General features: G+C 53.4%; 12 protein-coding genes and 1 tRNA gene. 6 read left to right on the top strand and 7 right to left on the bottom strand.

The window, feature by feature from the left end; translation table 11 throughout:
• The first annotated feature begins 29 nt into the window (after positions 1 to 29).
• Positions 30 to 3620 carry a T9SS type A sorting domain-containing protein gene (locus IPJ96_08515; protein MBK7910386.1) on the top strand — a complete coding sequence of 1197 codons (3591 nt, stop codon included), beginning with the start codon at positions 30 to 32 and terminating at the stop codon, positions 3618 to 3620.
• A gap of 165 nt (positions 3621 to 3785) precedes the next feature.
• Here the strand turns inward: IPJ96_08515 and IPJ96_08510 are convergent.
• The 5 genes from IPJ96_08510 to IPJ96_08490 form a co-directional block, all read right to left on the bottom strand.
• A tRNA-Arg gene (locus tag IPJ96_08510) sits at positions 3786 to 3859 on the bottom strand.
• Between the two features lie 73 nt (positions 3860 to 3932).
• On the bottom strand, positions 3933 to 4736 hold the full coding sequence (locus tag IPJ96_08505; protein MBK7910385.1) for a M48 family metallopeptidase: 804 nt from the start codon (positions 4734 to 4736) through the stop codon (positions 3933 to 3935).
• 64 nt (positions 4737 to 4800) lie between these two features.
• Positions 4801 to 5091: an ATP-dependent Clp protease adaptor ClpS gene (locus IPJ96_08500; GenBank protein MBK7910384.1), complete on the bottom strand. Its 291-nt coding sequence runs from the start codon at positions 5089 to 5091 to the stop codon at positions 4801 to 4803.
• 41 nt (positions 5092 to 5132) lie between these two features.
• On the bottom strand, positions 5133 to 11189 hold the full coding sequence (locus IPJ96_08495) for a PD40 domain-containing protein (GenBank protein ID MBK7910383.1): 6057 nt from the start codon (positions 11187 to 11189) through the stop codon (positions 5133 to 5135).
• A gap of 99 nt (positions 11190 to 11288) precedes the next feature.
• Positions 11289 to 12476, bottom strand: a complete 1188-nt coding sequence (locus IPJ96_08490; protein ID MBK7910382.1) for an RsmB/NOP family class I SAM-dependent RNA methyltransferase — start codon at positions 12474 to 12476, stop codon at positions 11289 to 11291.
• Positions 12477 to 12545: 69 nt separating this feature from the next.
• Here IPJ96_08490 and IPJ96_08485 point away from each other — a divergent pair, with 69 nt between their 5' ends.
• Positions 12546 to 13952: a hypothetical protein gene (locus tag IPJ96_08485; GenBank protein MBK7910381.1), complete on the top strand. Its 1407-nt coding sequence runs from the start codon at positions 12546 to 12548 to the stop codon at positions 13950 to 13952.
• Here IPJ96_08485 and IPJ96_08480 read toward each other — a convergent pair.
• Together IPJ96_08480 and IPJ96_08475 are read right to left on the bottom strand one after the other, a co-directional pair.
• Positions 13937 to 14917 (bottom strand): phosphoribosylaminoimidazolesuccinocarboxamide synthase, encoded by a 981-nt coding sequence (locus IPJ96_08480; protein ID MBK7910380.1) that lies wholly within the window; start codon positions 14915 to 14917, stop codon positions 13937 to 13939. The genes IPJ96_08485 and IPJ96_08480 overlap by 16 nt on opposite strands.
• 3 nt (positions 14918 to 14920) lie before the next feature.
• A complete protein-coding gene (locus tag IPJ96_08475) occupies positions 14921 to 15865 on the bottom strand; it encodes a PhoH family protein (protein MBK7910379.1) in 945 nt (314 codons plus the stop codon).
• Between the two features lie 165 nt (positions 15866 to 16030).
• Here IPJ96_08475 and IPJ96_08470 point away from each other — a divergent pair, with 165 nt between their 5' ends.
• The 4 genes from IPJ96_08470 to IPJ96_08455 all read left to right on the top strand — a co-directional run bounded on the left by IPJ96_08470 (position 16031) and on the right by IPJ96_08455 (position 21720).
• Positions 16031 to 16825, top strand: a complete 795-nt coding sequence (locus IPJ96_08470; GenBank protein MBK7910378.1) for an SAM-dependent chlorinase/fluorinase — start codon at positions 16031 to 16033, stop codon at positions 16823 to 16825.
• Entirely contained in the window at positions 16818 to 17114 is a 297-nt protein-coding gene (locus IPJ96_08465) for an antibiotic biosynthesis monooxygenase (protein ID MBK7910377.1), read from the top strand. Before IPJ96_08470 ends, IPJ96_08465 begins: the two co-directional genes overlap by 8 nt.
• A gap of 211 nt (positions 17115 to 17325) precedes the next feature.
• The gene (locus tag IPJ96_08460; GenBank protein ID MBK7910376.1) at positions 17326 to 19914 is read left to right on the top strand and encodes a T9SS type A sorting domain-containing protein; all 2589 of its coding nucleotides are present in this window, start codon (positions 17326 to 17328) and stop codon (positions 19912 to 19914) included.
• Positions 19915 to 20148: 234 nt separating this feature from the next.
• Positions 20149 to 21720, top strand: a complete 1572-nt coding sequence (locus IPJ96_08455) for a T9SS type A sorting domain-containing protein (GenBank protein ID MBK7910375.1) — start codon at positions 20149 to 20151, stop codon at positions 21718 to 21720.
• The last annotated feature ends 50 nt before the right edge of the window (positions 21721 to 21770 follow it).

Here is a 21770-nt window from a genome sequence, read left to right as displayed (position 1 = left end):
GCTTTTTCACTTTAGTGACTTAAATACCGATGCGATTCAAAAAGCTCCTGCCTTTTACTTACAGTAGTAGTATCGTTCTTGTAACGATACTGGTGTCTGCCTCCCCTGATATTACTGCACAGAACAGACAGTTGGTAGGGCTGATGAGTGGCGGAGGCCTGGAATTTGGCACCATATTTTCGATTCCAGTCGGGGGCAATTCAGTAAGCCAGGTGAAGTTTCTACAAGGGGAGCCTGGCAAATATCCAATTGGCAAGCCTCTCGAGATAAATGGAAAGTTCTATGGTGTTACACATTACGGTGGGCCCACCAATTACCAAGGTGCAATCTTTGAGTTCGATAAAACTTCAGGCACCTACACTACTAAAGGGGTATTCGATTCAATTATAGGCAACCAGCCTTGCAGTGACTTACTCCTGACTTCATCTGGAAGGCTGATTGGAACTACTGGATGTCAATGCACCGATCAGCCGAGTGCATTGTATGAATTCGATATAACCAAAAGCACTTTCAGCAAGCTATTTGATTTTACAACCAGCTACAATGGAGATGCTCCCGGGGGAGCATTGCTTGAAGCCGCCAATGGAAAACTGTATGGAGCTGCTACATATGGTGGTGCAGACTTTGCAGGAATGATCTTCGAATACGATCTTGCGAACAATCGTTACACGCCTATAATCGAACTGACTGATTCGCTCGGCAGTAGACCGTGCGGGGCCCTCGTGCAGGCATCAAACGGAAAATTGTATGGAATGACAAGAGAGGGAGGCTCCGGCAATTTCGGTACGCTCTTCGAATACGACATTTCAACAGACATTTTTACGAAGAAAATCGATTTCGATAGTATCAATGGCTCACTTCCCTACGGCTCTCTTTTTGAAGCGGGGAACGGAAAGCTATATGGCACCACTCAGTATGGTGGATTACATAACCAAGGTGTTCTTTTTGAGTATGATTATTCAGCAAACTCCTTCGCTAAGAAAGCTGATCTTCAATATCATGGATATGCGACAGGTAGATTAACCGAAGTCCAGACCGGAAAGCTATATGGTACAAAAACTTCCGGGATCTTCGAGTACGATTATATCAACAATGTCTTTTCAGACAAACACTATTTATACAGCCTCATCGGATACATGCCGGATGGGCTTCTCAATGCGGCCAACGGCAAATTGTATGGATTCAATTATGTTGGCGGAGCGAATAATGGGGGTACCATTTTTGAGTATGACTACCTGACTGATCAATATACCAATATCCATGATTTCGGCTCTCTTTCTGGCGGACTTCCAAGCGGTTCACTTACGCTGGCGTCGAATGGTAAATGTTATGGAATAACAAACCGCGGAGGGGTCAATGGCCACGGAGTGATTTTCGAGTTCGACTATTCATCCAATTCCTACATCAAGAGAATAGACCTCAACGATTCGACCGGCAGTCTTCCTTTTGGAAAGTTGGTAGAAGGCTCGAATGGAAAGCTATATGGAATGATGAAATCAGATTTTGACTCGGTTTCGATGATCGAGTACGACCCTGTAAATCATGTTTATACAAAGAAGGTCACCCTGCCTCAAACATTTCCTGCTTCTGTCCCATTCGTCAATTCACTTGTACATTCCAGCAATGGAAAGCTATACGGAATGACTTATAATTTCCAGTCTGGACCTGTAGCAAGCATCTTTGAATATGATTATAACTCTAATAGCTGCATTGTAAAATTCGAAATCCCTGATTCACTGGGCAGGGAACCGAAGGGCGCCCTGATCGAAGCATCCAATGGAAAATTCTATGGCGTCACATACAGAGGCGGAAGAAGTAATCGCGGTGTAATTTTTGAATATGACAATATCAATAATGTTTACACCAAACTTATCGACTTGAATGATTCACTTGGAAGTTATCCAGAGAATTCACTCATTCAAGCAACGAATGGAAGATTGTATGGCATGACGGCCCAAGGAGGGGCCCTCGATGGAGGAGTAATTTACGAGATCGATCCAACAACCAGTTTGTACCAGGTTATACACATTTTTGATAAATGGGAAGAGAGTCATCCCCGGGGTAAACTTCTGGAAGCATCGAATGGAAAACTTTACGGAACAACTTATGAGGGTGGCAACCACTTTGTAGGAGTTGTCTTTGAATTCGATCCAATCACGCATAGCTACCGAAAAGTAATTGATTTGGATCCCTTAAGTGGATTTCAGCCATTGTACGACCAATTTCTTGAAATTGATGTGAACGCCATCACAACCTGGGCAGATCAAAATACTTTATGCAATGGCTCATCCTTACAGGTGAGTTATTCCACTCCTCCTGCCTTGCCTGGTAACATATTCAACGTTCAATTAAGCGACTCTTCGGGCAGTTTTACAAGCCCCATCATCATCGGTTCGATCGCGGCCACGGGCAATGGTAAAATCTCTTGCACCATTCCATCAGGCACACCATCCGGATCTGCTTACCGGGTGCGGGTGGTTGGTTCCCTGCCGGTGCGTATTGGAAACGACAATGACTTTGACATCGCAATTAAGGCTATTCCCACCCTGTCAGTTTCCTGTATCCTTTTAGGGCCTGACAATTGCGATGGAAAAAGCGGTTCTGCGAAGGCAGTCGTAACAGAAGGGTCCGGTCACTTCATTTATCAATGGTCATTGATCGGAAATTATCACGTTCAACCGGTCGGACCTCGAGAATCTACTTTGTTCGGGTGGGCAGGAAATTACACCGTTACAGTCGACGACCTGGTCTGCGGCCAGGCTTCTTCCAGCATTCAAATACCCTACGGACCACCACCAATCACCTCGATTCTCAGTGCGCCGGCAGTCAGTTGCTCAGGGGGAAGCGATGTTATCGTAGCAGCCGCCGACGCCCTGGCAAATGGCTTTACCTGGTATAGTCGCCCTACGCTACTATTCAATAGTCAACCCGGACCGTACACCTCCTACGGGAATGCCGTGAACCTTACTTACCTCCCCACTCCTCCGGGAAATCAGCCCTCCTGGGATGTTTGTGTGAAGGCCTTCAATGATTGCGGGCTGTCCATTCGACCCGCATGTACCACTATCCGTTCTGCACTCCTTGCTACGGGCGCCATTCAGGGCCCTGAACTGGTTTCACCCGGTACCATCGCAACATATACGGTGCCTTCCTTCACTGGCGCAAATGCATTCCACTGGACCACGACCGGTACCGATATCTCTGCCAGCGGTTCTGGCAACATTGCCGCTGTATCCTTCGGCCCCTCCTTCTCCAGCGGAACGTTGTGCGTCGCGGGTGTTGATGCTTGCGGCATCATAGGACCGGCCCGCTGCATTGAGATCGCGCAGTTACTTTCGTCATCTCGCATTGGAATGCCGTATGGGGCCTCATATACGTACCTCTTTCCCAACCCGGCCCACGACGCGCTCCAAATCCGATTCCAAAGCAATGCCGGCAATCATGCTTATACGCTCAACATCTCCGACCTTAGTGGCCGTCTGCTGCGTTCCGAAAACGGCCTAGCCGCACCTGGGGACAATCTCCACACGATTGACCTCAGCGGACTCGCCAAAGGGGTCTACCTCTTGAACCTGAAGTTCGAAGGTGGCGGAGAGGTGTTAAGGGTCGTAGTTGAATAAGCCTGCGGAATTGACAAATGATAGCACGCGGATTCCACGGACCAGGCGGATAACCGCGGAAAAAGAAGCCGTGTAAATCCGCAGCATCCGCAGGCTATCAATAAGCCCAAATCCGAGCCCAATGAAAAGCAAAACGCCCTGCAGTATGCGAGGCGTTATGGGCAGCGGACCCGAAGGGAGTCGAACCCCTAACCTTCTGATCCGTAGTCAGATGCTCTATCCAGTTAAGCTACGGGTCCTGCTAGGTCTTCCTTTCGGAAGCCCGTCGGTGACGGGGCTGCAAAAGTACGAACTTTTTGAGATTTTCAAACTTCAGGAGCCGGTTTTGTAATATTTCAAGGCCGTGGGCATGAAGGCTTTGAGGTTGCTGATGCGGGTCGCGTCGCTGGGGTGGGTGCTCATCCATTCGGGCGGTTTGTTGCCGCTGCTCTTGGCGCTCATGCGCTCCCAAAAGGCGACCGACAGGCGCGGATCATAACCAGCCATGGCCGCGAAGATGAGACCGAGTTTGTCCGCTTCGGTTTCGTGGGTCCTGGAGTAAGCCAGAATGCCGAGCGTTGAACCGGCGCCATAGGCGGTCAGGAACATGTTGCGGGTTTGTGCCGGCTTCTGGGAAAGGGCCACATCCAGGGCCATGCCCATCCCCTGCGCTACCATCATCTGGCTCATGCGCTCGTTGCCGTGTCGTGCCACCGCATGGGCGATTTCGTGTCCCATGACAATGGCCAGGCTGGTCTCATCCTGCGTAACGGGCAACAGGCCTGCATACACGACTACCTTCCCTCCCGGCATGCACCAGGCATTGACATCAGGACTGTTCACGAGGTTGAATTCCCACTGATAGCCTTTGATCCGGTCGCCCATCTTGTTTTGGTTCATGAACTTGATGACCGCGTCGGCCACTTTCGTTCCGACTTTTTGCACCAGGGCTGCATCGGCGGTGCCCCTGACCGGCGGGTTTTGCTTGAGGAAGTCCTGATAGTTGGTCAGACTCAGAGAAACCAACTGGGATTCCGGCAGCAGGTTCATCTGCTTGCGCTTGGTGATGGGTACTTTGCTACAGGAAACCAGTACTACAGCCAGCGCCAGGCCGGCGAACAGGGAACGGGAACTCATGGTCGGGAAGTTTGGCTACCGGTAATCAAAAGGTGTACCGGAAAAGAAATTGGTGTAAAAACCGTCAATCGATTACGGCGGAAAGTCCACGGTCGAGCAAAGCCTGACGCATGGGATTCAGTTGCAGGTAGGACCCGGTCTTGACGGTACACTTACCATTGTAATGCACGATATAGGTGCATTGCTCGGCTTGCAAAGCGTCATGCTTACAGACTTCGATGAGACACTGGATGACGAAATCGAAGGTGTTCACGTCGTCGTTGTACAACACGAGATCGCGGACCCGGACTTCTTCGGTCTTGTTGTCAACTAGCTCTTCAAAGGCGAGTTCGCCTTCGTTCTGGAAACGGATCATGGCATCCTGCTTTCGGATGCGTAAAGATACGAAATTCCGGGTTATTGACCTACCTGCCGCAAGGCCTCGGCCAGGGGGATCCGTTTCGTGCCGCTGAAGGCTACCACGAAAGCATCCGGCACACCGCGGCCCACCACTTCTTCCTTCAGCTTCCGGGCGGATTCGTAGTCCGAGAAACGTCCGGCGAAGAAGACCTGCAGTCCGCGCGGATCCTGCTCGCGTTCTACGCCACGATCCGATACTTTCAGGAGTGCATCGACCACCTGGAAAGGAACCTGCTGACGGAATGCCCCAACCTGTACCCGGAACGTGATGGCTCCGGTTTCAACTGCCGGTTGCGCGGCGGGTGTTGAAGCTGCAGGTTGTGGACGCACCACCGTAGATCCTGACGTACCGGTCTCGCTGCGCCGCGCGTTGCTCAGGCTGACACGACGACCATCGCGGTAAGCGACAACAAAGGCATCCGGGATACCGGCGGCCACAGCGACTCGGCGCATGGAATCGGCGGAAGCGTAAACCTGGTATCGTCCGGTGGTATAGCGGAAAAGACCGCGCTGCAAAGCTTCCTGCTGTAAAGGTTGCAGACTGCCCAGTACGGCAGGCGGAATGGAAGATCGATACACACCCACCTGCACCGCATAAGCCGTACCGGTACCGAAACCGTCAGCCGATGCCGAAGTAGTTCCTCCGAAGAATTCCTGTTCGTCACGATCCGGTGCGCTGGTACGCTGCGGAACGATGTTGAGTGCTTTCAGGCGTTGTAATTCTTCACGGGATACGGAAGCATAGGTCGCACGGGAGTCACTGCCCGCCTGGTTCAGCATGGCATAGGCTTCGCCAAGTGAGATCCGTTTGCCGTTAAAGTAAGCGACGACGAACGCGTCTTTGAAACCCTGTCCGCGCATGGCTTTCTTCACCAGGTTGGCCGGCTCGAAGGTGCGGAAGAGACCGACACAGTAACGGATCCAACCCGGACGGGTGTTTTCGCCGCTGACGGGCGACAAACCGCCAAAGGCTTCGTTCGGAATCGGTTTGCGGAAAGCGCCGATCTGGACTTTGAAGACGAGTCCTTCGGGCAGGGGTTGATCCACCGGTATCGGTGCAGTATCGGTGTACGCGGGTTTGTCGCTGCGCACGACCATGCGTTCGATGCCCGGAACGGTAAGCGGGCCTGCTTTGACCGGCGCACGATCATTGCCGGTCTGCTGTATTGAAACAGATGATTCAGCGCGTACCGTCTCATCCATTTCCGGAATAGTTGCCGGTCGAATGTCGGTAGTCGTTGTTCCGGAAGTTCCAGGCGTAGTGGCAGGAGAAGTACGTGCAGGACCCGACTTTCGGATCGCCAGGCTGAGCGCTTCGAGCGACTGGTTGTTTTCCCAGATCTCGTCGGAAAGCTTTTGCGCCTGCGCCATCAGTTTGCCGGCTTCCGCTTCGTGTTCTTCCGAATCGTGTTTACGCTTTTCAGCGCTGCGGAGCAGTTTGGCTTTTTCGTTGGCATCGGCGGTAGCTTCCGCTTTTTGCATCAGATCGACTTGTTCTTCTTTCTCTTGGGATGCTTTCTTGTTCAACTCGATAGCCGAAGAAAACAAGCGGATGGTTTCGTCCTGCTTCTCTCCCACTTCCTGGCGCAATTTGAGGTAACGCGGAAAATCCTTGTGGGAGGAGTCCAGTTGTGCGACCGGAACATCTTCATTGGATTGCAATTTGCTCCGAACGGAAGCCGTATCGTACACCAGTTCAACCTGGGAGGTTGCGGGTTGAGCAGGTTGCTGCATCGCGCCCGGCTGCTGTTCATTGACGGTATTTCGGTTGTCTGCCGCTTGAGTGGTTGTATTCGTAGGAGTGTTGGAAACAGCATTGGCTGGAGTAACTGCCGGCTCCGTATTGTCTGCGATCCTTGTCCGGTCTGTTGCAGTTTGAACCGCATTGGAATTCCGTTGACCTCCGGACTCCTGGGTTTCCGACGAACGAACGGATTCCTGCCTTTCGGATTGGTTGGTGACGGTTTCCTGACCGGATACAGTAGGCGCAGCTTCTTTCGAAACAGGGTTCGATCGCTCAGCAGAAGCCGGTCTTTCACCTGGTGTCTGATCCGGGTTGGCAACGACTTGTCCCGCACGCTCTGCGCCGGATGGAATCGTTGATGGTTTCGTGGCAACCGCCTGCTCATCGCCTCGTCCAGCCGCAGGCGTAGCATCGCTCCGATCCTGCCGGGCAGTGGTAGTACCTTGTTCAGCCGAAGGCGAGATCGCACCCTGCCTTGATTCGTTCCGGCTTATTTCGCCAGTGGATGTTGCTGGAGCGACATCTCCACCCGACACTGGTCGGGGCTCGTTCGGGTTATTTGCTGAAACTTCTAATCGCTGGCCTTCGCCATCGTTGCTAATACGGTCAGCAGCTTGATTTCCGGACGCGTTGGTTGCAAGCTGTCCATCATTCCGCGCTTCCCCGGAAGCCGGTTCAACCGACGGGGTCGTTGGTGTAACCGAAAGTTGATTCGTTTCCTCGACATCGGTTTTTATCGCGCTAACTTGTCCGGAAGTGGCAGGTTGTGTTCCCGCCGGTTGCTCCGAACGATCAGCACGATTCGTATTCGCCGACTGGTTTCCGGATACGCCGGTCCTGGCAGCTGACTCGCCGGTCGGCACAGCGTCGCGTCGCACCGGGTTTGCAACAGTGGCAAGCTCCTGACTCGTTACGACGGGCTCCGCTGCAGGTTCTGCAGCCTTTGCCGTTGCGATGGCAGTTTCCGCTTTGGTTTGGATCTCCGGATCATCCGCCTTGGCAAGTTGTAATTGTTGTTGAGCCGATTGCCACTGTCGGATTGATTCCATACTCATGGAGTTGGACAACTGGATGAGGCTATCCCGTTCCGGAGAGTTCTTCATCGTTGCCACTTGCGTCTGCAGTTCTTTTGAACGTTCGTCGAGCCGCGAGGAGAATTCCATCCGTTGCTTGTAGTTCTGATAAGCCAGCCTCGTTTCTTCGCTTACACCTTCCATAGCCGGAACCATCGTCAGTCGGGTTGCTGAGGTGCTCCGATCAGTGCTGCCGGTTTGAGTTCCGGTCGTAGCTCTGGTCCTGTCTGTGTTTTGCGTAGTCTGGGGGGAAACCGGAGCACCGTCTGCGTTGACAGCCACCGGTACCGATTGCGCAGCATCATCCGTGGAACGAATGGTCGTTGCGTTAGCTGCAGTAGAAGATGTCGGTTGCGACGTCCCGGTTGTCGCTGCAACTTTATCATCTTTTGAATTTCCAGCGGAAGGCTGATTGGCGGTCGGTTGTTGACGGCTCTCTGATTCCCTTGTGGGCTGCCCGGCGATGACAACAGGCTCTCCCGACGAAGTTGCCTGATCTTTGGGCCTGTTCTCCATTGCATTCGGTTCGGCCTTTGGTTGTTCTTCGGACGCTTGATGGATCGCTACAGTCCGCTCATCAGCCGATTGCTGTGCCTTTTGTTCCGGTAATCCTTCAGGCTTAGTGGTTGCATTTACGGTTGTTTCGGGTTCAATAACCGATTGCTTGTCGTTTGCTGCATGCTCATCGCTTGCAGTAATTGCAGGGTTGGTTCCGGCAGCAAGGACATCAGCAGTATTTTTCTCTGAAACAGACGAGCCCTCCGGATTCGTACCGACAACCGGTTTCCCAGTCTCCTTTCCGGACGATTCAGCCGCATGTCCACGTTTAAAGTCCGCAGTTGGTTGAGATTCTTCTGAGACATTTTGCTGGACGGCGACGACGCCGGAATCGTTTGAATCGGGAGATACCCTGGAAGTTGTCGCCGCAGTTTGATTTTGCTCTTGCTGATTTGGAGAAGTTGTCGCCAACTGTTCTTCATCCGCAGCTTGCGGCTGTCCGGCAGCCGGAGTTGTTTGACTGGTCGGGTTGGCCGTTGAAGAGACACCTTCCGTACGAACTTCAACAGCCTGTTCGGCCATGGGTTCCAACGAGGGAGATGTGACTCCTTGAGCCGCACTAGGACTTGATGCAGTAACGGATGCCTTTTCACTGGTTCCGGCCAAGGCTCTGTCAACTGAAGCGGAAAGTTCCTTGTCTTTCGTATTCGTCGAACTGATCAAGGCTTTCGCGTCGGTCAATGCCTGCTTTGCTTCAGCGCGACGCTCGGTTGCAAGCCCGTCCAATTCCCTGGCCTGCTGTTTTTCCGCAAGGGCCATCTGCTTCATATCATCCGATTGCAGGTAGAGGTTGGCTGCGCGAACGGTATCCTCTTTGATGGACTGCGCTTCTTCGAGTAAGCGTACTGCTTCCTCTTCGCGGTTTGCAGCCGACGCATACAATTCCCGGCTGCGATCCTGCAGACTGTCCGCTTCGCGTTGCAGGGCGACACCATCCTCCACGGCGCTGCGTGCAAGTTCGTGTTCATCGACGGGCACATGGAGTTGCTCTGCGGGGATCTTTTCATCCGCGACCACTTCTTCCGAGCGAAGCTGTTCTTCCTGGCGTTGACGGATTTCGTCCTGGGTCATCTCCCGGTCCAACAGCGGATTGTAGTTGTCCGCGAGTGAGGTGTCCTCATCTGCAGCCTGGTCGGCTGTTACCGGAACTTCACCGGCTTGTTCAGGGGATGTTACCGGCTGACTGACCGGTTTGCTAACAATCAGCGTTTCGTTTCCGACCGAGATTTGAACTGTCTCCGATGACGGAGTTGTAGCAGATGTTTCGGTAGAACTAGGACGGTCGTTTACTGCAATCACATCAGCACCAATGGCAGATGGCATGGGCGTGAAGAAATTGGTGACCGTCATCAATTCCTCCTGCTTGTTGCGGTTCATGCGCACTTCCTGTCGGAGCGCGGCTTTTTCGAGACCTGCAGGCAGGTCGAATGATTCGGTATGCGGAACATAGCCGCCGCCATCGATGACAAGCCAGTACGACTCACCGCCCGGCAACACCAATTCATATCCACCAGTCCTCGGATCGGTTCGAACAGTTGTCACAACAGAACGATCGGCTGCACGCAGCACAATGACCCGAGCATCGCGACGCATGGGCTGGTCAATCGAATAATACGTTCCGCGAATGGTAGCGAAAGGATTCCGCTGGTCATCGAGGTGGATGGTACGGATTTCGGTGTGCGTGTTATCTGTAAAGTCGGCGGTGGTGTATACGGCGGTTACACCATCGGAGCCGGGCACATACAGCAGATCATCGTCCGGAGTGTTCACCGGTATTCCCAGGTTTTCAGGTGCCGACCATTGGCCGGTATTGAAATTGAAAACGGATTTGAAAATATCGTAGCCACCGATCGAATTGTGACCCTGGCTCGCGAAGTAGAGCGTTTTGCCATCCCGGTCAAGGAACGGATAATCTTCGTTGTAGACGGAGTTTAGCACGGACCCCAGGTGTTCGGGTTGTGCCCATTCCCCATTCGTCATCTTACGAATGAGATAGAGGTCCTTTCCTCCCACACTCCCTTTCCCATAGCTGGCGTAGTAGATCGTCTGTCCGTCGCGCGACAGATACATGACCGGAGCAGCCTGTTTGTCTTTGTCGGCTGTCGTCTGGAACTTTTCCGGCACCGGCAGGATCCTACCGGCAGCATTCGTATAGTCGATTTGAGAGTAAGCTGCAGAACGTAAAACTTCCTTCTGCGCGGTCACGCTGACCATCCTGCGTTGACGGGATAACTCCGATGCGGCACCCGCGGAACGAAGCCATTCTTCCGAATTGAACTTCTTGCGCTGCGCGTCCGTTGCCCGGGTATTAAACCGGTTGAAACAACTTTTAGCATCCTCGTACTTTCCCAGAAACATGTAAGATCGTCCGAGGTACACCCAGCCCTCCATCGGTTGTGCTGGGTCGTTCATGGCTTTTTCCAGGTAGCTTACCGCGTTCCGTTTGTCTTTTCCGGAAAGCAACAGGGCCGTGCCATAACGATAATTCAGGGTGGCATCATTCGGCTGCAGGCTGAGCAACTGGGAATAAGGCCCGACAGCGGTCAGATATTCCTGATCCTGAAATAACTTATCTGCCCGCTTACGCAGCTCGGATTCAGAATTAGCCTGATTTTGTCCTGATACTACAACCTGTGTCAGCAACAGGCCCGTCAGGATGAATAGGATTCGTAGGTACATAATACTCCCTGGTGTGGGATTAGAATGTATACTTCATCCAAGCCCGAATAGTTCCTGCCTGCAGTGGCATTATTTGATTGATTTACAAGCTATTGGGGCTTAATTAAGAAAAGAAGCACCAAACAGTGTATCGGCCCTGTAAGCGGCACCTTCGAAATAGCGGTATTGCTGTAGTTTCAGGTTGGTTTCCTGCTCTACCCAGGAAAGCATTTCTTCATTTTCAGCAGAAAAAACTGAACATGTCAGATAAATGAGGCGGCCGCCGGGCTTAATCCTGGATGAAAGATTCTTGACGATTTTCTGCTGCAGGCTTCTGAACCGCTGAAAGAAGGCTTCATCCACTTCGGTAAAAAGTCCTTCCGGTTTTCTTGTCCAAGTTCCTGATCCTGAACAGGGAACATCGGCTAAAATAACATCGAACATCTGCTCCGGCCAGTCAGTCTCCGGTTGGGTCAGGTCACAGACCACCAACTCGTCCGGTTTCAATTTTGCGAGCCCAAACCGCTCTTTCAGGTTTTTCAGGATCGACGGGCGCCGGTCAGAAACCGTGAGGTGCAAGCCCGGTTCCTGGTCCAGCAATAACAGGGATTTACCACCGGAACCTGCGCAGGCATCCCACCAGGTTTCACCCGACTTGGGCTGGAAAAATTCAGCGGTAGCCTGACTGCTACGATCCTGCACTTCGAGCAGGTGCTTTCTGCTTGCTTCAAGATCATCGATCGACGTCCTGTTCGGTAGCCGGATCGCGTTGGGCAAAATCGGATCCACGGAAAACGGTATGGATCGATCCGTCAACTCCTGTATCACTTGTTCCCGGTACTTTGTCCTGACGCGAATCCACAATTCAGGGGGAAGGAACAAGCCCGACAGAAAAGCCGCCCGGTCAAGACCGGAAGAAATGCGGGAGGAACCGGGGAATATTTTTTCCAGGCTGAATCCCGGAAAGGACCGGGCAACCGCGTTGGTCTTCTCTTCCACCGACGACTGCAATGACGGGAGCTCAATGTCCGACAACTCGGAATTCAACAACGCCTCCAGTGCCGGATAAGGTTCCGGAGTCGTCAGGTAAGTGGCAACAGCAAGGCGTTTCGCAAACGGGAGATCCTCCAGGGAGCGACCGAGTCGAATCCAGGCATAGACCCAGGCACGACATTCCCGGCGGTCGCGTGCGCCCATGTTGCGGTGACAGGAAAAATGATCGGAGAGATGACGCGCGACCGATTCGCCCGGTTTCCAGGATCGCACCACCCGTTCGACTCGCTCTACCTGTTGTCCCAGCCGGCTCATGGGTTGCAAAGAAACGAATTCACCGTGTACCCATCTTCCTGAGCGCGCGAAAGAGTAGTTTCGCAAACAATGCTACGATCACTGACCGCTCTCCTCATCGCGCTGTGGTGTTTCACAGCCTGTACTTCGTCGGATCATCGGGCGACGAATTCCGTTCCGCCGCCTGTGCAAGACAGTGTACCTGCTCCAGCCCCGCCTGTCCGGGATACGCTGACGACACTGATTCCCGGGAGCTATCTGGAATCTGTCACCAACGGAGGACAGGCGTACATCCTCTACATTCCCCGATCCTTTCGCGACAGCCTGCCCATGCCGTTGATGGTGTGCTTTGACCCGCAAGGCAACGGTCGCGTGCCGGTACATCGCTACGCATCCCTGGCCGATGATTTCGGTTTTATTCTGGCCGGATCCAATCAAGTACGAAACGGCCTGGGCATCGACGCATCCGCCTCCATGGCCCGGGAACTTGCAGCCGCGGTACTCGAGAAAATGAAAACCACCCACGCGGGTCTGTTCCTCTGCGGGTTTTCCGGCGGCGCCAAAGTCGCGCTGGTAGCTCCCGGTAACATGAAAGGTGTTTCGGGCGTGGTGCATTGTGGTGCCGGACTTCCGGATGGGATTCCGGCGCCTACGGTACCAACCTATGGTGTGACGGGCAATCGGGATATGAACTACTCCGAAGTAATCGAATTCGTCAACCGTCTGGGCAGACAACCCATGCATCACCTGGACATCACCGATGGAAAACATGCATGGCCCGAGACGACCGACATGCGCCGGGCATTTAGCTGGTGCAAGGTACTCGCCTGCAAATCCGGCGGGAATTGCGAGCGACCAATACTCCAGCAATTCACGAGACAGATCAACACCCTGGCTGCCAGAACCACTGACCCGATCCAACGCATGCGGATCTACCGATGTGGAATCGATTGTCTGCAGGGATTGTCGCCGGTTCCCGAGTGGGAAAATAGTGTCCAGCGGTTGATGAAGGATCCTGTCTATCAGCAATCCATACTGGAAGATTCACGGGCGCTCTCTGCAGAGCTTAACCGCCGGCAGTTCTTACTGGATGCGTTTCGTTCCCAGGAAGAGGATTGGTGGTCGCACGTGATCGGGGATTTGCAGAAGCGAAAACAGGATCCGATGAACGATCGGCTGCTCGGCTACATTTCGCTGGCCTGTTACAGCCTGACCCGGCAGGCGATGGAACAAGGCAACATGCCCGAAGTGGCGCGCCTGAACCGGATCTATTTACTGGCAGATCCCGAAAATGCCGAACCGAATTTCCTTGCCGCGAAACTCTTCTCCCAGGTTGGCCAGAAAGACTCCGTACTCAGCTATCTGAAACGCTCCGTACAATACGGGTTCAAGGACCTCAGCAGGCTGGAAAGCGAAACGGCGATGCGTGCGTTGCTTTCTCCCGCCGATCAACGGGAGTTGGAAGAAGGAATTCGAAAAAATCAGTCGGACTGGTAGCCGAGCAGGCTCAATGCCCGGCGAACATTATATTCAATGCGTTCCTGCGGATCGCCGGGAGGGGCCGGGGTGAACGACTCCCCGGTCAGCTTTTCGTAGAGCTCAATGTAGCGACTGCTGATCTCGTCTAGCCAGGTATCCGGCATTTCCGGCACCGACTCCCCCGCTCTGCCCTGGAAGCCGTTAGCGATCAGCCACTGGCGTACGAATTCTTTAGAGAGTTGCTTTTGTTGTTCTCCCTTTGCCTGACGCTCCGCGTAGCCGTCGGCGTAGAAATAACGTGAACTGTCGGGTGTGTGGATCTCATCGATCAAACGGATCGTGCCATCCTCGTCCTTTCCGAACTCGTACTTGGTATCTACGAGGATCAGACCGTGTGATGCTGCGATCTCGGATCCGCGTTTGAACAATTGTTGCGTATAGGATTCGATCCTGGTATAATCTTCTTCCGAAACGATTCCTTTAGCGATGATGTCTTCCCGGCTGATATCCTCGTCGTGTCCTGCAGCAGCCTTTGTTGTGGGCGTGATGATCGGTGTGGGAAAACGGTCATTCTCCTTCATCCCTTCCGGGAGTGCCACACCACAAAGTACGCGGCCACCCGAAGCATAGGTGCGTGCGGCATGGCCGGAGAGGTAGCCCCGAATGACCATCTCCACTTTAAACGTACTGCAAACCCGTCCGATCGTCACATTCGGATCCGGGACATCGATCACCCAATTCGGAACAATATCCGCCGTTGCCTGCAGCATCTTCGCTGCGATCTGATTGAGCACGGCCCCTTTATGAGGAATGGGACGCGGAAGCACCACATCGAACGCGGATATCCGATCCGTAACGATCATGACCAGGTATTTACCATCGATCGTATAGACATCCCGCACCTTGCCCCGGTAAAAAGCGGACTGGCCGGGGAAATTAAAGTCCGTCGTGCTGACTGCCGTTGCCTGCATAGCGTGCATCATGGATCAGCGGTCCTTGTTATACGCTTCGATGATCTCCTTCACCAGACGGTGGCGAACGACATCCTGCGCGTCGAGATAGATGAAATCGATACCCCGCACATTGGACAGTATCTTGATGGCCTGCACCAGTCCGGACGGTTGGTGTTTGGGCAGATCGATCTGCGTCACATCACCCGTGACGATGAACTTGGCTGAAGGTCCCATACGGGTGAGGAACATCTTCAACTGGCTCTCGGTTGCGTTCTGGGCCTCGTCGAGGATGACAAAGGCATTGTCGAGTGTTCTACCACGCATGAAGGCCAGCGGCGCTACTTCGATGATTCCGTTCTCGATGTAGGACTTCACCTTATCGGAAGGGATCATATCGTAAAGGGCATCATAGAGCGGACGGAGATACGGATCGATCTTTTCCTTGAGGTCGCCGGGCAGAAAGCCCAGGTTCTCCCCGGCTTCCACTGCCGGACGGGTGAGGATGATACGCTTGATCTCCCGGTTCTTCAGTGCACGTACTGCGAGGGCGACAGCGGTATAGGTCTTACCGGTACCGGCGGGGCCGATCGCGAACACCACGTCGTTCTTTTCGGACGACTCCACCATTCGTTTCTGGTTAGCCGTACGGGCGCGGACCATGAGTCCGTTCTGGCCAAAGACGAGGACATCGGCCGTCTGTGGGCTGGGTGGTGGTGCGGCGCCATCCCGGTCGCCCAGGAAATGGAGCACGTTATCGGGTGTCAGGCTCCCGACCTTCTGGTAGTGCTGGATCAGCTTGTTGATCTTTTCGCTGAAGAGGTGGATGTTCTTCTCATCGCCGATGACCTTGATCTCATTGCCACGAGCAACCAGTTTGAGTTCGGGAAAATTCTTTCGGATGATGTCGAGGTTCGCATCGTTCACACCGAAAAATTCCACCGGGTTGAACGTGTCGATAGGAATGATTACTTCACTCACGTCGGGCTGGATTGGGTCGCGAAATCCGGTTACAAGTTATCAACACCAAGGATAGCCTTTGGTGTGAATGGATTTGCGCGAGCGTCGATTCAATAGTACCCCAAAAGCCATTACTTTTGACCGAAGCAGGATCAGAAGTTTTCAACACCGGGGCGCAGCAGAACGATGGCTTTCCTTACGCTTATTACTGATTGGGGATTACGCGATCATTACGTCGCTTCATTCAAAGGCAAGCTGCTCTCCCGATCCGCTGATCTCGGCATCATCGATATTTCTCACGAGATCGATCCGTTCAATACCCTGCACGCTGCATTCGTCTTACGCAACGCGTATTCCGCATTTCCGACCGGTACGGTCCATTACATCGGACTGGACGGCGCCGGAAATTCGGCACAAGACGAGCCAGGGCGTGACTATCTGATCGTGACAGCGAACGGACATCACTTTGTCGGAGTCGACAGTGGAATATTCTCCCTGCTGTTGGGCGAGGAGGAAAAGAAAATTCATCGCCTGCCGATCGATCCGATTCGTACGGGGCACCGGGAAGTGCAGGACCAACTGGTCGATGTCCTGATAAAACTCTGTACCGGCAAGCATCCGCGTCAACTCGGCCTGGAGGTCGACCATCTTTTACCGAGTTTCTTTGCTCAGCCGACCGTTGATCCGGGTGGCATACGCGGCGCACTCGTTTATGTGGATGGCTTCGGAAACAGCATTTTCAATATTTCCCGCGAACTCTTTGAACGCGAACGAAAGGACCGGTCCTATTCGATATTGCTGAGGCGAGCCAATTACACGGTCCGGCAGATCATGCATGATTACGGATCGGTTGAAACCGGTGAGATCGTCGCCCTGTTCAATCAGGACGGGTATTTAGAGATCGCCATCAATCGTGACAATGCATCCAAACTGCTTGGCTTAAAACAATTTGACACCCTACGCATCGAGTTTCATGATTAACCGGTTGGTCAAGCTTAGTTTTCACGCGGAGGATGCAGGGAAGTTCACGGAGCTATTTCGGGAAGTTTCCGGGAAGATCCGGGCATTCCCGGGCTGTCTGCACCTTGAATTATGGGAAGATTTACGTGAAAAAGGCGTTTTTTTCACGTTTTCTCAATGGGATTCGGAAGCTTCCCTGGACCATTACCGGTTTTCCCCCCTTTTCAAGTCCGTTTGGGCGCATGTTAAGCCCCTTTTTAAGGCTCCTGCGGAAGCCTGGAGTGTTCGCAAGAATCCGGTGGATTCTTGAAAGATTACCCGTGAAAGCCTTGTCAGATACGGGTTTTATGAATAATATTGCTTCATCTAACGATCAAAATCCGGCCAAGATTCGCAACGGAAGTCATGCCTTTCACCACTCCGCTTCCGCCTTTCACCGAAGAATTTAGGCTTACCGATCGCTCCCATAGTACATTTAGCCCTATCTTAACTGCGTACACTACGAATCAACTCCAATCAATATGACTAAAAAGATGTACAACGTACACAAAACAACGGGGATTCGCGCGACAGCTCGAGCCCTCTTCTTCCTGGTAGCACTGCTGCTGGGTGGACGGACGGCCAACGCCAGTCACATGGCTGGTGCCGACCTGACGTATGAATACCTGGGCAACGGACAGTACCTTGTGACTTACACATTGTACCGTGACTGTTTCGGTATTCCTGCACCGACATCGGCTTTCATGACGATGAGTTCAGCGTCCTGCAACAACTTCTCGCAGTCCGTTACACTCAACGCGGTACCCGGAACCGGACAGGAAATCTCTTATGCTTGTCCCGGCACACTGACGACCTGTTCGGGTGGTACAGCACCTGGTTTCCAGGAGTGGGAATACTCGGCAATCGTTACGCTTCCGGCTCAGTGTCCTGACTGGACGTTCTCGGTTTCCGATTGTTGCCGCAACGGCGCGATCACGACGATCGGTACGCCCGACAGCTACAGCCTGTACATCGAAGCGAAGTTGAACAACACCGTATTCGACAACACTTCGCCGACCTTTACCAACGTACCGGTTACCTTCCTGTGCATCGGCCAGGATAACTATTACAACCACGGTGTCATTGATGCAGAAGGCGATTCGCTCGCTTACTTCTTCATCCCGCCGCGCGACGCTCAGAACACCAACCTGGCTTACCAGCCGGGCTACTCGATCTCGAACCCGATCACGTCTTCCCCGGCCGTCAGCATTGACCCGGTAACGGGCGACATCTTCACCCACCCGACCGCTTCGGAAGTTGGTGTGATCGCAGTACTGATCCTTGAGTACCGCAATGGTGTACTGATCGGCAGCGTAATGCGCGATCTTCAGGTTTACACGGTGCAGTGCAACAATACCCTGCCGACCGCGACCGGTATCAACGGTACGACCAACTTCAACGCTTCTTCCTGCGCAGGTGGTCAGCTTTGTTTCGACATCATCACGGCGGACACCGATCCCGGTGACACCCTGACCATGACCTGGAACAACGGTATCCCGGGCGCAACCTTTACGGTAAGCGGCGGACGTCTGCCGGTTGGAACCTTCTGCTGGACCCCGGGTCCTGGCGATGCTCGTCCCCAGCCTTACACCTTTACGGTTACGGTACGCGACAACGCTTGTCCTTCCAACGGTGTTCAGACCTACTCCTATTCCATCCTTGTGGGTGGTCTCAATGTAGCGGTTACGAGTACTCCGAGCGTAACCTGCTTCGGAGATCTTGATGGTTCTGCCAGTGCGTCCGCCAATGGCGTTCCTCCGTACAGCTTCCTGTGGTCAACAACCGACACCACTTCCAGCATCTCCGGTCTTGGCGCCGGTACCTACTCTGTAACCATCACCGATGGCGCTGGATGCGCAGGTACCCGCTCTTTCACCATCACCGAGCCGGCTCAATTGTCTGTCACCGCTTCCGGAACCACCTCTTCCTGCACCGGCGGTGCGGGTCAGGCTACCGCTGCAGTAACGGGTGGTACCCCTCAGTATGATTATAGCTGGAACACCAGCCCGGTTCAGACCACTGAAACGGCTACCGGACTTGCTCCCGGCACCTATACGGTGACGGTAACCGACAACAATCAGTGTTCCGCTACGGCTACCGCTACGGTAACCGGTACGGATCCGGTTCTGGCCAGCCTGGTTATCACCGACGCTACCTGTAACGGTAACGATGGTGCGATCGAAGTGGTCGTGACCAGCGGCACGGGTCCGTTCGACTATGTATGGAATCCGAATGTCAGCACCGGAAGCACCGCTACCGGCCTGACTCCTGGCATGTACGATGTAACGGTAACCGACGCCAACGGTTGTATCGCCAACCTGAGCGGAACGGTTAACTCGAGCGGCATTGTCGCTTCGATCGTCAGCCAGACCGACGCTACCTGTTCGAACGGTGATGATGGCTCTGCCACGGTTGCCGGTTCGGGTGGTACTGCTCCTTACTCCTACCTGTGGATGCCGAACGGTGACACCACCGCTACGGTTAACAACCTCGCTCCTGGCACCTATACGGTTGCCGTATCCGACTACTTCGGTTGCACCGGCTACGTGACAGTAACGATTGGTTCCGTCAACCAGGCTCCGGTTGTTGATCTTGGTCCGGATGTGACCGGCTGCATCGGTTCTACGGTTACCCTCGACGCTGGTGCCGGTTTCGCATCCTATCTGTGGAACGACAACTCCACCGCTCAAACGCTGGATGTCACGGTTGATGGTACGTACTCCGTACTCGTCACCGACAACAACGGCTGCGAGAACTTCGACGCAGTGGTCGTAAACTTCATCCAGTGCCAGACGGTTCGTCCTGAAATCACCCCGGTGGGTGGACCTGGCATCGACCTCTTCCCGAACCCTGGCCGCAACCGTGTACAACTGACGGTTCCGGGTGTTAAGGATACGGAAGTAACGGTCATCGTACGCGATATCCTGGGTAACGTGATGTCCTTCTCCCGTGAGAACGCCGGTCACGGTTACATCAAGAACCTTGACATCAAGGGCCTCGCTGCCGGTATCTATACGGTTAACGTAACGTACGCCGGTCAGAACGAGACCATCCGACTCGTCAAAGAATAAGTTGATTGTAGTGATTAGTCAAGGGCGTACCGCAAGGTGCGCCCTTTTCTATTTTTATAATATATTGATTTTCAATTATATACAATACTTTCCGAATAACGGGCACTTTAACAACTATCACGATTCACCCCAGCTGGGTCACTGTTGACCTGCCATTTTAAGCTGAAAGCATAAATAAGTTGATGCCGCTGGCCGGTAGGGATATTTTGCATTTCCACCCTATTGGATTCACGCGTGCAACATCTATTTGAAACTACTCCCCGTAATTTAACGCTTGGTCTTCTCGCACTTGTTGTTGCTGCATTCACCTCATCAAGTCCGGTAAACGCGGAAGCTCCCGGAGCACTTCCACTCACGGGAATCGATGGTACGGATCGTTACTCAGCAACCGTTTGCGCAGGCAGCAGCATCTGCTTTGATGTATTCACTCAACCCGATAAGGACGTGCAGATCCGACGCTGGGTGGGGGATCTTCCCAACGCCCTGTTTGAGCTGTTAAACGCGCAAGGAAACAGCGGTCATTTATGCTGGACGCCGGGCGAACAGGATGCACGCGAGGAGCCTTATCGCTTCACCATTTTCGCAGGGACTGAAAACACAGAAGTTCCCGTGGAGTACACCTTACTGGTCCCGCACATCCAGATCAGAAGCGTGACGAAGGAGATCAGTTGCAAAGGAATGGATGATGGTCAGATCCTACTGGAATCAATCCCTGCAGTTGATGAGTATTTCTACACCTGGAGCGACACCCCTGGACAAACTCCGGAGCGAGATCATTTGAAAGCCGGCAGCTACTTAGTCGTTATCAGCGACCCGAACGGATGTTCCATTGAAAGAGAATTCGTGCTGGATGAACCAGAAGCGTTGACCACGAAATACACGGTGATTCCCTCCGATTGCCGAATAGTCAACGGCCGAATCAAACTGGAAGTATCAGGTGGAACATGGCCATACCAGTATGACTGGAACGGCTTGTCCGGATCCGAACCTGAATTGGGTCCCGTAGCGGAAGGGTATTATGGATTAGCCTTAACCGATGCGAATGGATGCAGTCTTCGGGACCGCATTCATGTTCCGTCAGCAGCACTGATGGTACAAAATGCCAAGATCCAGCCAGCCTCCTGCCCGGAACAAGCGGACGGTAGCGCGTCCATTACAATCAATGGTGGCACTGCTCCTTATGAGATCGAGTGGTTTCCTTACGGCGGATCAGCACAGCATGCAGCAGCGCTCACTGCCGGACTTTATACCGTTCAGGTTGCCGATGCCGCCGGATGCTCCGCTACACTGGAATTGTCGATCGAAGCAAGATCCCAAAGTCCAAAGCTGGAGATGCCGGCTACCATTGAATTCTGTCAAGGTAGTCAGGTCGCGCTATCAGCCGGGAATGCATGGCATACGGTTGAATGGAGCGATGGCAGCCGACATAGTTCCTTGTCGGTCAACCGGGCCGGAAAATATTCCGTATCCGTCACCGATGATCATGGTTGTCAACAGCAATCGACGATCGTGGCAACCGCAGTGAATTGCAATGATCAACGTTCGGCACGTCCGACCGACTCTCCCCTGCTACGGGTTTCGCCGAATCCTGCTGGTGATTTGACAACGGTACTGCTGGACCCTGAATATCCGGAAGGCACAACCCTGTTTTTATCAGACGCACTTGGCCGACAATTGCAAGTGATTACACCGCGGCGTGATGGCGCTGAGATTGAAATCCCTTTGCGCAACTACCCGGCAGGAACTTACCTGCTGACGATCCTTCAGCCTTCCGGCAGCGAGACCATCCGGTTGATAAAGTACTGATAACCCGCCTTAGCATCGCTTCAAAAGTGAAGTGGGCGCCAACAGGAAAT

The sequence above is a fragment of the Bacteroidota bacterium genome (assembly GCA_016713765.1).
Lineage (GTDB): Bacteria > Bacteroidota > Bacteroidia > AKYH767-A > 2013-40CM-41-45 > Pollutiaquabacter > Pollutiaquabacter aromativorans.
This window is presented reverse-complemented; position numbering and strand designations above follow the sequence as displayed.

Bases quoted from the DNA above. Each gene is read 5' to 3' on its own strand.
- IPJ96_08515 (MBK7910386.1), top strand. From the start codon at position 30: ATGCGATTCAAAAAGCTCCTGCCTTTTACTTACAGTAGTAGTATCGTT.
- IPJ96_08505 (MBK7910385.1), bottom strand. From the start codon at position 4,736: ATGAGTTCCCGTTCCCTGTTCGCCGGCCTGGCGCTGGCTGTAGTACTG.
- IPJ96_08500 (MBK7910384.1), bottom strand. From the start codon at position 5,091: ATGATCCGTTTCCAGAACGAAGGCGAACTCGCCTTTGAAGAGCTAGTT.
- IPJ96_08495 (MBK7910383.1), bottom strand. From the start codon at position 11,189: ATGTACCTACGAATCCTATTCATCCTGACGGGCCTGTTGCTGACACAG.
- IPJ96_08490 (MBK7910382.1), bottom strand. From the start codon at position 12,476: ATGAGCCGGCTGGGACAACAGGTAGAGCGAGTCGAACGGGTGGTGCGA.
- IPJ96_08485 (MBK7910381.1), top strand. From the start codon at position 12,546: ATGCTACGATCACTGACCGCTCTCCTCATCGCGCTGTGGTGTTTCACA.
- IPJ96_08480 (MBK7910380.1), bottom strand. From the start codon at position 14,917: ATGATGCACGCTATGCAGGCAACGGCAGTCAGCACGACGGACTTTAAT.
- IPJ96_08470 (MBK7910378.1), top strand. From the start codon at position 16,031: ATGGCTTTCCTTACGCTTATTACTGATTGGGGATTACGCGATCATTAC.
- IPJ96_08465 (MBK7910377.1), top strand. From the start codon at position 16,818: ATGATTAACCGGTTGGTCAAGCTTAGTTTTCACGCGGAGGATGCAGGG.
- IPJ96_08460 (MBK7910376.1), top strand. From the start codon at position 17,326: ATGACTAAAAAGATGTACAACGTACACAAAACAACGGGGATTCGCGCG.